Origin of the sequence: Actinacidiphila sp. bgisy167, assembly GCF_965342175.1 — a bacterium.
In the GTDB taxonomy this organism is placed as follows: domain Bacteria; phylum Actinomycetota; class Actinomycetes; order Streptomycetales; family Streptomycetaceae; genus Actinacidiphila.
Map to the genome: position 1 here is coordinate 35,495 of NZ_CBDRBL010000030.1, position 13,735 is coordinate 49,229.

The window sequence follows — 13,735 nt, forward strand, 5'->3', positions numbered from 1 at the left end:
AGATCCCTCAGCCGGCCGCGCGGCGGGCCCGGTGCAGTGCGAGACCGGGGATCAGCATGCCGGCGACGCACCACAGGATGTGGGCCGCGGCCACGGCGGCCCACACCGCCCTGGACGTCGTCTGCGCCGCGGAGAGGACCGCGACAGTGCCGACGAGGGCCGCGACAACGGTCAGTTGGAGGACGGCGTGCCGGCTGGGCGCGGCGTCGCGCCGCAGGAAGGTGTCTCCGTACCACCAGCGCACCGCACGGGCGGCGGCGCACAGCACCAGGGCGGCGCCCGCGGCGGCGCACAGGACGGCCGGAAGCGGCCAGGGCCTGCCGTCGGCGGCGGCGGCCGCCGCCAGGCCGGTGGTGACGACCGGCAGCATGGCCGGCCAGGCCGCCGTGGTCAGGGCCACGGCCCGGGCGCGGGCCGGGTCCCCGTCCAACTCGGCGCGGGTGACCGCGCGTACGCTCTGCAGCCGCTCCCGGCCGGTGCTGCCGGAGCGGCGGGCCTGCAGCAGCCACAGCCAGCCGGCCAGCGCCACGAGGGCGGCCGTCCCGCCGGCCAGCACCAGGGGGTCGGCGAACAGCACCAGCGCGACCGCCGGAAGCACGGGCAGGATCCGCAGCCACCTGCGCCGCGCCGCCACGTCGGCGGCCGGGGCGCCGAGTCGCAGGGCCCGGGCGGCGACGGTGCGGCGCTCGGCGCGGTCGGCCGGACGCAGCGAGAGGTCCAGGGCCCGGGCGAGGGCGACGTGCGCCTCGGCCTCGCGGGGGGCGATCAGCACCGCACGGCGGGCGGCGGCGACCGCCTCGGGGCGGCGGGAGAGCGTCCGGCAGGAGTCGGCGATCAGCACCTGGGCGCGCCACTCCCGGGGGTCGTCGGCGGCCACCCGCAGGCCGAGTCCGAGGGCGGCGTGCGCGTCGCCCAGCATCAGCAGGACGAGCCCGGCCAGCAGCGGCGGGTCGGGGTCGCCGGCCTCCGCGTACGCCAGCGCCCAGTCGACGGCCTCCCGGGCGCGGTCGGCGCGCCGCTCGTAGGCGAAGACCCGGGCGCGTACGAGGTGGCCGAAGCTGCCGTTGCGGGCGACGAAGGCGTCGTCGACGAGCGAGTGCGCCACCTGGAAGCGCCCCCGCTCGCAGAGCCCGAAGACCCGCTCCGCCGTGACGGCGTCGTCCTGCGCCATGTCCCCCCGAACACGCGCGGTACGGCCGCCGCACCGCGGCCGTACCCGCCGGGTGTGCCGACGGCCTCTACTTGCCGCCCTTGTCCTTGTCCCCGCCGCCGCTGGGCATGGATTCGAAGATCTCCTTGCACATCGGGCACACCGGGTACTTCTTGGGGTCGCGGCCGGGCACCCACACCTTGCCGCACAGCGCGACCACCGGCGATCCGGAGAGCGCGCTCTCCATGATCTTGTCCTTCTGTACATAGTGCGCGAAGCGCTCGTGGTCGCCATCGCCTTGCGACACCTGCGGGGTCGGCTCGACGAGGGTGCCGGTGCCCGCCCCGCGCTCGGGCTCGAGAGTGCTCATGGGACGCAAGCCTAGTTCAGAGACGGATCGTCCGGATACGTCGCGACCATCGCGAGTTCGCTGCGCTGCCTGCGCAGTACGGAGCGCCACAGCTGTTCGGGGTCCGGCGAGAAGACGTCCCCCGGTTCGGACTCCACGACGTACCAGGCGCCCTCGACGAGCTCGTCCTCCAGTTGGCCGGGCCCCCATCCGGCGTAGCCGGCGAAGATGCGCAGGGAGCCCAGCTCGGCCGCCAGGAGCTCCGGCGGCGCCTCGAGGTCCACCAGGCCGATCGCGCCGTACACCCGCCGCCAGCCGAGCGGCTCCGCGTCCTCGCCGCCCCGCGGCTCCCCGGGCACCACGGCCAGGCCCAGCGCGGAGTCCAGCGAGACGGGCCCGCCCTGGAAGACGACCTGCGGCGCGCCGGCCAGGCCGGCCCAGGACTCCAGTACGTCGCCGACCCCGACCGGCGTGGGCCGGTTGAGCACGACGCCGAGCGAGCCTTCCTCGTCGTGGTCGAGCAGCAGCACCACGGCCCGGTCGAAGTTCGGGTCCGCGAGCGCGGGCGTGGCGACGAGCAGTCTTCCGGTGAGCGATGACACTTCGGTCATGGGCAACATAATCCCGCATTCCGCCGTCGCACGGGGTGCGGGCGGCCTCCTTCCCCGCGAACCGCGCGGAAAGGCGCCCCGCGGGCCGCGGACACCCTCCGGAACAGGGCGGACGCGGAGGGTGCTGTAGCGAAGCCATTACACGAGTGGGACGTCTCGGCCCTCTTCCGCGTGCCGGAAGGCCGTTTACCATTTCACCTTGGTGCCTGCGGGGACCGAGCTTCCTTTCCGCCCGTCTCCTGGAACGCGAGAGCAATGGCCGGCCTTAACGACGTACTGCTTGTCCACGGTGGCACTCCCCTCGAGGGGGAGATCCACGTCCGCGGGGCGAAGAACCTCGTGCCGAAGGCGATGGTGGCGGCCCTGCTGGGCAGCGAGCCCAGCCGGCTGCGCAATGTGCCCGACATCCGCGACGTGCGCGTGGTGCGGGGCCTGCTGCAGCTGCACGGGGTGACGGTGCAGGCCGGCGACGAGCCCGGGGAACTGGTGCTCGACCCGTCCAAGGTGGAGAGCGCGAACGTCGCCGACATCGACGCGCACGCGGGCTCCTCCCGCATCCCGATCCTGTTCTGCGGCCCGCTGCTGCACCGCCTCGGCCACGCCTTCATCCCGGGCCTGGGCGGCTGCGACATCGGCGGCCGGCCGATCGACTTCCACTTCGACGTGCTGCGCAAGTTCGGCGCCGTGATCGAGAAGCGTCCCGAGGGCCAGTACCTGGAGGCCCCGCAGCGGCTGCGCGGCTGCAAGATCGAACTGCCGTACCCGTCGGTCGGCGCGACCGAGCAGGTGCTGCTGACGGCGGTGCTGGCCGAGGGCGTCACCGAGCTCAGCAACGCCGCGATCGAGCCGGAGATCGAGGATCTGATCTGCGTCCTGCAGAAGATGGGCGCCATCATCACGATGGGCACCAACCGCACCATCCACATCACCGGCGTGGACAAGCTCGGCGGCTACAACCACCGCGCGCTCCCGGACCGCCTGGAGGCCGCCTCCTGGGCCTGCGCCGCCCTGGCCACCGAGGGCAACATCTACGTCCGCGGCGCCAGCCAGCGCGAGATGATGACCTTCCTCAACGTCTTCCGCAAGGTCGGCGGCGCGTTCGAGGTCGACGACGACGGCATCCGCTTCTGGCACCCCGGCGGCCCGCTGAACGCCATCGCCCTGGAGACCGACGTGCACCCCGGCTTCCAGACCGACTGGCAGCAGCCCCTGGTCGTGGCTCTCACGCAGGCCTCGGGCCTGTCCATCGTCCACGAGACGGTCTACGAGTCCCGGCTGGGCTTCACCTCGGCCCTCAACCAGATGGGCGCCCACATCCAGCTCTACCGCGAGTGCCTGGGCGGCACCCCCTGCCGCTTCGGCCGGCGCAACTTCCTGCACTCCGCCGTCGTCAGCGGCCCCACCAAGCTGCAGGGCGCGGACCTGGTCATCCCCGACCTGCGCGGCGGCTTCTCGTACCTGATCGCGGCCCTGGCCGCGCAGGGCACCTCACGGGTGCACGGCATCGACCTGATCAACCGCGGCTACGAGAACTTCATGGAGAAGCTCGAGAAGCTCGGCGCCAAGGTCGAGCTGCCCGACACGGACTGACCCGGCCGCACCGCCGCCGGACACAGGAAAGGGCGGCCTCCCCGCGGGGGAGGCCGCCCTTTCTCATGTCGCGGTAGTCGCGGAATTACTTGCCCTTGGCGGCTTCCTTGAGCTTCGAGCCCGCGGAGACCTTCACGCTGTAGCCGGCCGGGATCTGGATCGGGTCACCGGTCTGCGGGTTGCGCGCGGTGCGCGCGGCGCGGTGGGTGCGCTCGAAGGTGAGGAAGCCGGGGATGGTGACCTTCTCGTCGCCCTTGGCGACGATCTCGCCGACAACCTCGGCGAACGCGGCCAGAACGGCGTCGGCGTCCTTGCGGGTCACCTCGGCGCGCTCGGACAGCGCGGCCACCAGCTCACTGCGGTTCATCTAAGTACTCCTTGCATGGAAACCCCCAACGTCGACCGTCGGGGAAGACGCATATGAAGACGCTCGTCGCGCTTCTGCGGTGCGGCCCTCACCGCCCAGGTACGCATCCTGCCCCTATTTCTGGGGGAAACGCCAATCCGGCACCCGGGAGAGTCACACAAAAAGCGGGTCGTGTACGGCCCGATGACGCTCTGTCGTCATGGAGCCGCGACGAGGCCCTGAGGCTTGGCCGCCTCGCGGACGGCGCCGGCGACGGCGCCCGCGACCTTGTCGTTGAAAACGCTCGGGATGATGTAGTTCGGGTTGAGCTCGTCCTCGGTGACGACGTCCGCGAGGGCGGCCGCCGCGGCGAGCATCATGTCAGTGTCGACCGTGCGGCTCTGGGCGTCCAGGAGGCCGCGGAAGACGCCGGGGAAGACCAGCACGTTGTTGATCTGGTTGGGGAAGTCGCTGCGGCCCGTGGCGACCACCGCGGCGGTCTCCCGGGCGATCGCGGGGTCGACCTCGGGGTCCGGGTTGGCCAGGGCGAAGACGATGGCGCCGTCGGCCATGGCGGCGACGTCCTCGCCCTCCAGGACATCGGGGGCGGAGACGCCGATGAAGACGTCAGCTCCGCGCACCGCCTCCCGCAGGGTCCCGGTGATGTCCTCCGGGTTGGTGTTGTCGGCGATCCAGCGCAGCACCGACCCGGAGCCGGCCTCGACCACGTCCTCCCGGCCGCTGTGCACGACGCCGTGGATGTCGGCGACGACGGCGTGCTTGACGCCCGCCGCGAGCAGCAGCTTGAGGATGGCCGTGCCGGCGGCGCCCGCGCCCGACATGACGACCCTCACGTCGCCGATCTGCTTGCCGACCACGCGCAGCGCGTTGGTCAGCGCCGCGAGCACCACGATGGCGGTGCCGTGCTGGTCGTCGTGGAAGACGGGGATGTCGAGGGCCTCACGCAGCCGGGCCTCGATCTCGAAGCAGCGGGGCGCCGAGATGTCCTCCAGGTTGATGCCCGCGAAGCCGGGGGCGATCGCCTTGACGATCTCCACGATCGCGTCGGTGTCCTGGGTGTCCAGGCAGATCGGCCAGGCGTCGATGCCCGCGAAGCGCTTGAAGAGCGCCGCCTTGCCCTCCATGACCGGCAGCGCGGCCTTCGGCCCGATGTTGCCGAGGCCCAGCACGGCCGATCCGTCGGTGACCACCGCGACGCTGTTGCGCTTGATGGTCAGCCGGCGGGCGTCCTCGGGGTTCTTGGCGATCGCCATGCAGACCCGGGCCACGCCGGGGGTGTAGACCATGGACAGGTCGTCACGGTTGCGGATGGGGTGCTTCGACGCCATCTCGATCTTGCCGCCGAGGTGCATCAGGAACGTGCGGTCGGACACCTTGCCGATCGCGACGCCCTCGATCTGCGCGAGCTTCGCGACGATCTCGTCCGCGTGCGCGGTCGAGGTGGCCGCGATGGTCACGTCGATGCGCAGCTTCTCGTGGCCTGAAGCGGTCACGTCCAGGCCGTGGACCGCGCCACCGGAGGCCTCCACGGCCGTGGTGAGCTGGCTGACCGCGGATCCGCTCGCGGGCACCTCCAGCCGCACCGTGATTGAGTACGAGACGCTTGGCGCCGTTGCCATGGCCGCTGTTCCTCCGCTGTCGCTGCTTGATGCGCCCTCGATGCTCCCACCTACCGATGGGTACGCGTAAACCCGGGGGCCCACGCACGACTCTCGAGCGGCTCGGGGGGTCAACGGAAGCTTGCGTGCTTAATGTTCCCGGGGCGGCCACCGGAACGGCGCACGAACGGAATGACAATCACGGATCGTTTGTTAGCCTGGGTGAGGCACCGGCTCGATCCAAGCCCCCGGGCCCAACCATAGGCGCTTCGAGCGCCCACTTGCCGCGAGGCGAGCATGGCGGGTCGGTGTCACATGCGTCCGGCGGGGCGCCCCTTTCCGAGGGGCGCCCCGCCGTCGTCATGGCGTCAGTCCCGCAGCAGGTCGGGGACTCCGGCGTCGTCCGGCAGGTCGCGCTCCCCGGAGAGCACCGTCAGCCGCTGGGTGGCCCGGGTCAGCGCCACGTACAGCACCCGCAGTCCCGCCGGGGACTCGTCCGCGATCTCCGCGGGCGAGACGACGAGCGTGGCGTCGTACTCCAGGCCCTTGGCCTCCAGGCTGCCCAGCGCCACGACGCGCTCGCCCAGCCCCGCCAGCCAGCCCCGGGCCTCCTCACGGCGGCCCATGGCCACGACCACACCCACCGTGCCCTCGACCTCGCGCAGCAGCCGCTCCGCCTCCGCGCGCACCGCCTCGCCGGGACTGCGGCCCTCGGCCACCACGAACCGGGGCACCAGCCCCGTGGAGCGCACCGCGCGCGGCGCCTCGCTGCCCGGCATGGCGAGCGCCAGCACCTTCGCCGCCAGATCCGCGATCTCGGCCGGGTTGCGGTAGTTGACGGTGAGCGTGAAACGGCGGCGCGGACGCGTGCCCAGCGCCTCGTCGCGGGCCAGCGCCGCCTCGTCGGGGTCGGTCCACGAACTCTGCGCGGGGTCGCCGACCACCGTCCAGGTCGCGGCACGGCCGCGGCGGCCCACCATGCGCCACTGCATCGGGGTGAGGTCCTGCGCCTCGTCGACGATCACGTGCGCGTACTCGGTGCGCTCCGCGTCGAGCCGGTCCTGCCGGCTGCGCCGCCCGCCCGCCATCCGGTCGGCGTAGGTGGTGACCTCCTCCAGGCCGGTCAGCTGATCCAGCGGGTCCGCCTCGCGGGCGCGCACCTTGGGCGGCGGGCCCAGCAGCGCCTCCAGCTCGTCGAGCATCGCCACGTCGTGCACGGACAGCGCCCCGTTGCCCGCGGCGTCCAGCCGGCGCAGCGAGCGCGCCACACGGCGCACCTCGGGCGGCGTCAGGACCCGCCGCGACCAGCGCCCCAGCCGCTTCTCGTCGGAGAGCGCCGCCAGCACCCCGCGCGGGGTCAGCACCGGCCACCACGCGGCCAGGAAGTCCGTGAACTCCTGCTCGGTGGAGACGTCCTCGTCGAAGCCCTGCCGCTCCTCGGCGGCCAACTCCGGATCGTCGAAGCGGCGCCCGGTCTTGCGCCACAGCGCGTCGAGCAGCAGACGGCGGGCCCGGGGCCGCAGCAGGTTCACCGGAGTCGTGCCGCCCAGCACGGCGTGCCGGATGCCCGACAGCTCCTCGGCGTCCAGCTCCAGCCGCCGGCCGAACGCCACGACCCGCAGCCGGTCCGGGCACCGCCCCGACGCTCCCCCGCACTCCAGCACCCCGCGGGCGGCCTTGCGCAGCACCTTCAGCATCCGCAGCGAGCCCTTGATCCGGGCAACCGCCGGATCGTCGTACGTGGTGGCCTCGGCGCCGTCCACGAGCGATCCCACGGCACGGATCGCGACCTGGCCCTCCTCGCCCAGCGAGGGCAGCACGCCCTCGGTGTACGCCACCAGCAGCGGCGTCGGGGAGACGACCAGGATGCCGCCCGCGTACCGGCGCCGGTCCTGGTACAGCAGGTACGCCGCCCGGTGCAGGGCCACGGCGGTCTTGCCCGTGCCGGGACCGCCCGTGACCTCGGTGACCGACGCCGCGGGGGCCCGGATCACCACGTCCTGCTCGGCCTGGATGCTGGAGACGATGTCCCGCATCGTGTGGCTGCGCGCCTGGCCCAGCGCGGCCATCAGCGCGCCGTCCCCGACCACCGGCAGACCCGTCGTCAGCTCGGGCCGCAGCAGGTCGTCCTCGACGCCCAGCACCTTGCGCCCCTTGGAGCGGATGACGCGCCGCCGCACGACGCGGCCGGGCGCGACGGGGGTCGCCCGGTAGAAGGGCGCCGCCGCGGGGGCCCGCCAGTCGATCACCAGCGGCGCGTAGTCCGCGTCCAGCACGCCGAGCCGGCCGATGTGCAGGGTCTCGGCGACGTCCGCCGTGCCGTCGGGCCGGATCGCGTCTTCGGCGGGCTCCACGGAGGTGTAGGCCCCGTCCGGGCCCTTCTTTCCGTCCTTGCCCTGGAGCAGGTCGATCCGGCCGAAGAGGAAGTCCTCGAACTCCGCGTTCAGCCGGTTCAGGTGCAGCCCCGCTCGGAACACCTGGGCGTCGCGCTCGGCGAGCGCACCCGGCGTGCCGACCTGGCCTCGCTTGACGGCGTCGTCCACGAGGAACTCCGCCTCGTGGATCTTCTCCTCGAGCCGGTCGTACACCCGGTCCAGATGCGTCTGCTCGACCGCGATCTCCGTGTCCCGGACCGCTGCCACGCAGGACCCCCTTCTTGTGCTTCCGTACGTCACGCGCCGTGCGCGCCGCCCCGGCGAGCGGGGCAGCCTGACACCGTACGCCAACCAGGCGTTTCGCGCCCACTCGGCGCGTGCCCCCGGGACGGTCCGGGTCCCGGCTGCACGCCGGGACCGCGGGCCGGCCGAACGACCGCGGGACCGCACCCGAACATCACCCCGGCGTCCGTACTTCCCGTCCGCGGCCGGATCGAGCGCCAGGCGGTAACCACGCTTGACCACCGTCTGGACGAGCGCCGGCGCCCCAACGCCGCCCGCAACCGCGCCGTCGCCGTCTCGACGGCGTGCTCGTCCCGCCCCGCACCCGTCAGCACCCGGAGCAGGTCGGCCCGGGAGACGACCCAGCCGGGGCGCCGGGCGAGCGCGCGGAGCAGGGCCATCCCGGACGGCGGGACGGCGCGCCGCTCGCCGTCGACGAGGGCCGCGTGGCCGCGGATCTCCAGGCGCTTCCCCGCGGCCGCCGGTCTCCCAGAACTCCTCGTCCTCCGGATCCCAGCGCTCGATCAAGCGGCCGCCCCTGCGAGCGGCGGTGCTCGGGGCAGTTATGACGCCTCCTGGCCCTGATGGCTCGTCGGGTGATGCACACGACAGCAGGAACGGCGCGTTTCCGCCCGATGGCCCGAGGTGACCGCCACGCAACCTTGCGCTCACCCGGAGCGCTGGCTCCTTGGGAGCGCCTCGGGCGCCATGACGCGGGCGTCGGCCTCGGGCAGCCAGGCGCCGTCCGGCGGGGTGAGCCGGCCGTCCTCGTCGGCGAGGCGCCGCGCGGCCACGAGCAGGGCGTCCAGTCCGAGGTGGCGCAGTACGCGGCACCACACCATCGAGACCGGCTGTCTCCCTGCGGCGCGGAGCCCGGCGCCGGGTCTGACGTCCCCGGCCGGAAAAGCCGGAAGGCGATGTCCGCCCCGCGCGGTGCGCGGGGCGGACATCGCCTTCCGGCGGGTCAGTGGAGATGGCGGGAATCGAACCCGCGTCCTGTGGTGCGGAATCAGGGCTTCTCCGAGCGCAGTCCGCTGTGCTTTTCTCGGCCCCGGCAGTCACGCGGACAAGCCGCCGACGGGCCCAGCCACTGTGTGGTTTCCCACCGGGCCCCGTGGCCGGGCCCAGTGGTTGAGTTCCCTAGCTGATGCCAGGATCCGGGTCGGGAACAGTCCCGGGCTGACACTCCGCGGAGTCTTCGCTTAGCTACTGATTAGGCAGCGAGGGCGAAGGCGGAGGAATCGCTCTTATTGTTGGCGATTATTTTTTTCGGCATATGGTTTACGAGATCATTGCCGCTTCCTCGGCTCGCTTCCCCTGCTTCGACATCCCCAGTCGAAACCGATCATCCCCATGTTGATTTTTCAAGCTGCTCGCCGGGCGGTGACCGTCCGGCGGTGCTGACGCCATCGTACGTGACCGACGCGCACGGTGGCCAGTGCATTCCGGTGCGTGCGGCGCGCGCCCGCGCTCACTGCCCGCGCTGGCGGCGGCGCGCCGCCGAGACGGCCCGGTCGGCCTCGCGGCGGTCCTGCTTCTCGCGCAGGGTCTGCCGCTTGTCGTACTCCTTCTTGCCCCGGGCCAGCGCGATCTCGACCTTCGCCCGGCCGTCCTTGAAGTACAGGGCGAGCGGCACGATCGTGTGACCGGTCTCCTGGGACTTCTGGAAGAGCTTCTCGATCTCCGCTCGGTGCAGCAGCAGCTTGCGCTTGCGCCGGGCCGAGTGGTTCGTCCATGTCCCCTGGGTGTACTCGGGGATGTGCACGTTGTGCAGCCACGCCTCGCCCCCGTCGAGCTGGCCGAAGCCGTCGACCAGGGAGGCGCGTCCCTGGCGCAGCGACTTCACCTCGGTGCCGGTGAGCACCAGACCCGCCTCGTAGGTGTCGAGGATGTGGTAGTCGTGCCGCGCCTTCTTGTTCTGCGCGATCAGCTTGCGACCCGTTTCCTTTGCCATAGCGCGGCCATTCTCGCACCTCGGCGGGTCCGGGGGTACCGGTTTGCGTGCCGGTCAGCGGGTCGGCGCGCCCAGGCCGTCCAGCACCTCGAGCGCCTGGGACTCGGCGTCCGCGCCGCCGGTGACCGCCAGGTCGGGCTCGATCCCCCGCCCGTCCACCCGCCGCCCCGCGGGCAGCCGGTAGTGACCGACGGTCAGCTCGGCGACCGAGCCGTCCGAGAGGCGACTGGGCATCTGCACCGAGCCCTTGCCGAAGGTGCGCGAGCCCACGACGACGGCGCGCCCGCGGTCCTGGAGGGCTCCGGCGAGCAGTTCGGCCGCGCTCATCGTGCCGCCGTCGACCAGGACGACGAGCGGGGTGCCGGTGTCGCCGGCGTCGTCGGCGTAGAGCGCCTGCTGTCTGCCGTGGACGTCGTAGGTGGCGACCAGGCCGCCGTCCAGGAGCGCCGAGGCCACGCCGACGGCCTCGGTGACCAGGCCGCCGGAGTTGCCGCGCAGGTCCAGGAGTATGCCCCCGTGTCCCGGTCGGCCGGCCAGGGCCCGGCGGACCTGCTCGGCGACGCCCTTGGTGAAGGCGTCCACCGTCACGACGGTGGCGCCGCCCGCGAGGTGCCGGACCCGTACGGACTCCGTCGGCAGCAGGGCCCGCCGCGGGGAGGCCTCCCAGGAGCGCGCGCCGCGCCGCAGGCCGAGCGAGACGGGGGTGCCGGCCGCCCCGCGACCGCGCAGCCTGGCGACCACCTCGGTGACGGGAATCCCGGTGACCGCGACGCCGTCGATGCTCGTCAGCCGGTCCGCGGCGTGCACGCCGGCCCGGGCGGCGGGACTGCCGGACTGGACGCGGTCGATCCTGATGCGGCCGTCCTCGGTGCGCCGCACCCACAGGCCGACCCCCACGTACCGGCCGTCGAGGGACTGCTCGAAGCCCTCGTACTCCTGCGCCGTGTAGAAGGAGGACCAGCGGTCGCCGCTCCGGCTGACCAGGGCCTCGGCGGCCTGCGGGCCGACCTTGCCCGCCGCGATCGCCGCCGCGATCTCGTCGGTGTCGGCGACCGTGCCGGCCGGGATGCGGGAGTGCGGCGGCGTCCGCCGCTCCCCGACGAGGTGCCCGAAGGAGCCCGCCGCGGCGCCGGCCGCCAGGACCGCCCCGAAGACCAGCGTCAGCGTCGCGGCGTGGCGCAGCCGGCGTGGTCTCCCGGGCGGACAGTGGCTCAGCACGTCGGGCAGTCTAGGCGAGAAGCGCGCACGGCACGGGAAGCCGGCCGCGCGGCGCTTCCGGCGCGGACCACGCCGTGCGGATCAGACCTTGAGGTACTTGCGCAGCGCGATCAGGGCCGCCAGGGCGGGCATCAGCACGCCCACCACCAGCACCAGCGGCAGCACCTGGACCACCTCGCCCCAGCCGAGGAAGTTGATCAGCGGCACCTTGGCCTGCAGCTCCAGGCCGTGGTCGATCAGGAAGTAGCGGCCCACCAGGAGCATCAGACAGGCAAGACCGCCGCCGACCAGGCCGGCGAACGCGGCCTCCATGATGAACGGCATCTGGATGTAGAAGCTGGACGCGCCGACCAGCCGCATGATCCCGGTCTCACGGCGGCGGCTGAAGGCCGACACGCGCACCGTGTTGACGATCAGCATCATCGCCACCGTGAGCATGAACCCCAGCACGACCACCGCGGCCAGTGTCATGCCGTTGAGCAGTCCGAAGAGGTTGTTCAGCAGGGCCTTCTGGTCCTGCACCTCCTGGACGCCGGGACGGCCCTCGAAGGCGCTCGCGACCACCTCGAACTTGGTCGGGTCCTTGAGCTTGACCCGGAACGACTCCTGCATCTGGTCCGGAGTGACCGTGTCGGCCAGCGGCGAGTCGGGGAACTGCTCCTGGTAGTGCTTGTAGGCGTCCTCCGCGCTCTCGTGGAAGTACTTGTCCACCAGCGGCAGCGCCTTGAGCTGCTTCTCGATGTCCTGCTTCTGCTCCTCGGTGACGGCACCCTTGGAGCACTGGGGTCGGGTCTTGGCGTCGTTCTTGTTGCAGAGGTAGATCGACACCTGGACCTTGTCGTACCAGTAGCCCTTCATCGAGTCGACCTGCTCGCGGGCGAGCCACGAGCCGCCGGCGAGCGCGAGCGAGAGGGCCACGGAGACGATGACCGCGAAGGTCATGGTGAGGTTGCGCCGGAGGCCGACGCCGATCTCCGAGAGCACGAACTGGGCGCGCATGTTGTCCTTTCAGAAGGCCGCGGTGTGCAGGGCGGGGCCCCGGCTCAGTGCTGGTAGCCGTAGACGCCGCGGGACTGGTCGCGGACCAGTCGCCCCTTCTCGAGCTCGATGACGCGCTTGCGCATCTGGTCGACGATGTTCTGGTCGTGGGTGGCCATCACCACGGTGGTGCCTGTCCGGTTGATGCGGTCCAGCAGCCGCATGATGCCCACGGAGGTCTGCGGGTCGAGGTTTCCCGTGGGCTCGTCCGCGATCAGCAGCATCGGGCGGTTGACGAACGCCCGGGCGATCGCCACGCGCTGCTGCTCACCACCGGACAGCTCGCCCGGCATGCGGTCCTCCTTGCCGCCGAGGCCGACGAGGTCCAGCACCTCGGGGACCGTCTTGCGGATGGTGCCGCGCGGCTTGCCGATCACCTCGAGGGCGAACGCCACGTTCTCCGCGACCGTCTTGTTGGGCAGCAGGCGGAAGTCCTGGAAGACCGTGCCCAGTTGGCGGCGCATGTGCGGCACCTTCCAGTTGGACAGCCGCGCGAGGTCCTTGCCGAGCACGTGCACCACGCCGGTGTCGGTCCGCTCCTCGCGCAGGATCAGCCGCAGGAAGGTCGACTTCCCGGAGCCGGAGGAGCCCACCAGGAAGACGAACTCGCCCTTCTCGATTTCCAGCGAAACGTCCCGAAGTGCAGGACGGTTCTGCCTGGGGTAGGTCTTGGAGACGTTGTCGAATCGGATCACGGTCGCACTCCGGATACAGGGGATCGGAGGCGACCTTACGCGAACGGCCGCGGCCCGCGCAGTCCACGGTCCGTGATGACGGGTTTATCCACCGACCACCAGGGGACAAAGCCGGCATTGGCCACATACGTCACTCTTCGCAGCCGCCGTCCGCGCGGAACGCGCCGAGCGTCGCGGAAGCTGGCACAGTGGGTCGGGGGGCTCGGGAACGTACCATCCCTGTCGCGCGTTGTTCATGTGCGGCCATCCAGGCCGCCTGGGAGGAGGCGACCGCATGACAGTCGACCGACTGGTGTGCGCCAACTGCGCCGGCCCCGTCAGCGAGGGCCGCTGTGCGGTCTGCCGCGCCCATCGCGCCCGCATCCAGCAGGAGAACCCCTTCGCGGCGATCTCCCCGGCGGCGCTGATCGCCCTGCTGGTGGGGCTGCTCGCGGTGGCGTGGGTGGTGCACGAGGCCACGGTGTAGCGCTGCGCACACACACGACAAGCACAGGGGCCCCGCGCCGCT

Annotated in this window: 13 protein-coding genes, 1 other RNA gene and 1 pseudogene; 2 read left to right on the forward strand and 13 right to left on the reverse strand. The window is 72.2% G+C overall.

The genetic code is table 11. The annotated features are described in order from the left end of the window. Positions 1–7: 7 nt before the first annotated feature. The 3 genes from ACRWND_RS14595 to ACRWND_RS14605 all read right to left on the reverse strand — a co-directional run bounded on the left by ACRWND_RS14595 (position 8) and on the right by ACRWND_RS14605 (position 2,110). Entirely contained in the window at positions 8–1,171 is a 1,164-nt protein-coding gene (locus tag ACRWND_RS14595) for a hypothetical protein (protein WP_431949202.1), read from the reverse strand. A 67-nt stretch (positions 1,172–1,238) separates the two neighbouring features. After that, positions 1,239–1,520, reverse strand: coding sequence for a DUF3039 domain-containing protein (locus ACRWND_RS14600; RefSeq protein ID WP_431949204.1), 282 nt, complete (start codon positions 1,518–1,520; stop codon positions 1,239–1,241). Positions 1,521–1,531: 11 nt separating this feature from the next. Beyond that, the gene (locus tag ACRWND_RS14605) at positions 1,532–2,110 is read right to left on the reverse strand and encodes a YqgE/AlgH family protein (protein ID WP_319138080.1); all 579 of its coding nucleotides are present in this window, start codon (positions 2,108–2,110) and stop codon (positions 1,532–1,534) included. Between the two features lie 255 nt (positions 2,111–2,365). On the opposite strand from ACRWND_RS14605, the gene murA reads away from it, so the two are divergent. Further along, positions 2,366–3,700, forward strand: a complete 1,335-nt coding sequence (gene murA, locus ACRWND_RS14610) for a UDP-N-acetylglucosamine 1-carboxyvinyltransferase (protein WP_431949206.1) — start codon at positions 2,366–2,368, stop codon at positions 3,698–3,700. Between the two features lie 85 nt (positions 3,701–3,785). Here murA and ACRWND_RS14615 read toward each other — a convergent pair whose 3' ends face one another. The 10 genes and pseudogenes from ACRWND_RS14615 to ftsE all read right to left on the reverse strand — a co-directional run bounded on the left by ACRWND_RS14615 (position 3,786) and on the right by ftsE (position 13,227). Further along, a complete protein-coding gene (locus ACRWND_RS14615) occupies positions 3,786–4,067 on the reverse strand; it encodes an HU family DNA-binding protein (protein WP_319138084.1) in 282 nt (93 codons plus the stop codon). 197 nt (positions 4,068–4,264) lie between these two features. Then, positions 4,265–5,686, reverse strand: coding sequence for an NAD-dependent malic enzyme (locus ACRWND_RS14620; protein WP_431949209.1), 1,422 nt, complete (start codon positions 5,684–5,686; stop codon positions 4,265–4,267). Between the two features lie 347 nt (positions 5,687–6,033). Beyond that, on the reverse strand, positions 6,034–8,307 hold the full coding sequence (locus ACRWND_RS14625) for a HelD family protein (protein ID WP_431949211.1): 2,274 nt from the start codon (positions 8,305–8,307) through the stop codon (positions 6,034–6,036). 204 nt (positions 8,308–8,511) lie between these two features. Further along, positions 8,512–8,798: pseudogene (locus ACRWND_RS14630) on the reverse strand (winged helix-turn-helix domain-containing protein); the annotation flags it as partial. A 192-nt stretch (positions 8,799–8,990) separates the two neighbouring features. Then, the gene (locus ACRWND_RS14635; protein ID WP_431949213.1) at positions 8,991–9,164 is read right to left on the reverse strand and encodes a hypothetical protein; all 174 of its coding nucleotides are present in this window, start codon (positions 9,162–9,164) and stop codon (positions 8,991–8,993) included. Positions 9,165–9,287: 123 nt separating this feature from the next. Continuing rightward, positions 9,288–9,675, reverse strand: a transfer-messenger RNA (tmRNA) gene (ssrA, locus tag ACRWND_RS14640). A gap of 118 nt (positions 9,676–9,793) precedes the next feature. Further along, positions 9,794–10,276: an SsrA-binding protein SmpB gene (smpB, locus tag ACRWND_RS14645; RefSeq protein WP_431949215.1), complete on the reverse strand. Its 483-nt coding sequence runs from the start codon at positions 10,274–10,276 to the stop codon at positions 9,794–9,796. 54 nt (positions 10,277–10,330) lie between these two features. Next, positions 10,331–11,494: a S41 family peptidase gene (locus ACRWND_RS14650; protein WP_431949217.1), complete on the reverse strand. Its 1,164-nt coding sequence runs from the start codon at positions 11,492–11,494 to the stop codon at positions 10,331–10,333. Between the two features lie 81 nt (positions 11,495–11,575). Then, on the reverse strand, positions 11,576–12,493 hold the full coding sequence (ftsX, locus tag ACRWND_RS14655; protein WP_431949219.1) for a permease-like cell division protein FtsX: 918 nt from the start codon (positions 12,491–12,493) through the stop codon (positions 11,576–11,578). A 44-nt stretch (positions 12,494–12,537) separates the two neighbouring features. Next, complete coding sequence (gene ftsE / locus ACRWND_RS14660; RefSeq protein ID WP_431949221.1) at positions 12,538–13,227, reverse strand: cell division ATP-binding protein FtsE; 690 nt, start codon at positions 13,225–13,227, stop codon at positions 12,538–12,540. A gap of 274 nt (positions 13,228–13,501) precedes the next feature. Here ftsE and ACRWND_RS14665 point away from each other — a divergent pair, with 274 nt between their 5' ends. Next, on the forward strand, positions 13,502–13,693 hold the full coding sequence (locus ACRWND_RS14665) for a hypothetical protein (RefSeq protein WP_431949223.1): 192 nt from the start codon (positions 13,502–13,504) through the stop codon (positions 13,691–13,693). Positions 13,694–13,735: the final 42 nt, after the last annotated feature.

Coding starts and splice junctions, on each gene's coding strand:
- ACRWND_RS14595 (WP_431949202.1), bottom strand. CDS start 1,171: ATGGCGCAGGACGACGCCGTCACGGCGGAGCGGGTCTTCGGGCTCTGC.
- ACRWND_RS14600 (WP_431949204.1), bottom strand. CDS start 1,520: ATGAGCACTCTCGAGCCCGAGCGCGGGGCGGGCACCGGCACCCTCGTC.
- ACRWND_RS14605 (WP_319138080.1), bottom strand. CDS start 2,110: ATGACCGAAGTGTCATCGCTCACCGGAAGACTGCTCGTCGCCACGCCC.
- murA (WP_431949206.1), top strand. CDS start 2,366: ATGGCCGGCCTTAACGACGTACTGCTTGTCCACGGTGGCACTCCCCTC.
- ACRWND_RS14615 (WP_319138084.1), bottom strand. CDS start 4,067: ATGAACCGCAGTGAGCTGGTGGCCGCGCTGTCCGAGCGCGCCGAGGTG.
- ACRWND_RS14620 (WP_431949209.1), bottom strand. CDS start 5,686: ATGGCAACGGCGCCAAGCGTCTCGTACTCAATCACGGTGCGGCTGGAG.
- ACRWND_RS14635 (WP_431949213.1), bottom strand. CDS start 9,164: ATGGTGTGGTGCCGCGTACTGCGCCACCTCGGACTGGACGCCCTGCTC.
- smpB (WP_431949215.1), bottom strand. CDS start 10,276: ATGGCAAAGGAAACGGGTCGCAAGCTGATCGCGCAGAACAAGAAGGCG.
- ftsX (WP_431949219.1), bottom strand. CDS start 12,493: ATGCGCGCCCAGTTCGTGCTCTCGGAGATCGGCGTCGGCCTCCGGCGC.
- ACRWND_RS14665 (WP_431949223.1), top strand. CDS start 13,502: ATGACAGTCGACCGACTGGTGTGCGCCAACTGCGCCGGCCCCGTCAGC.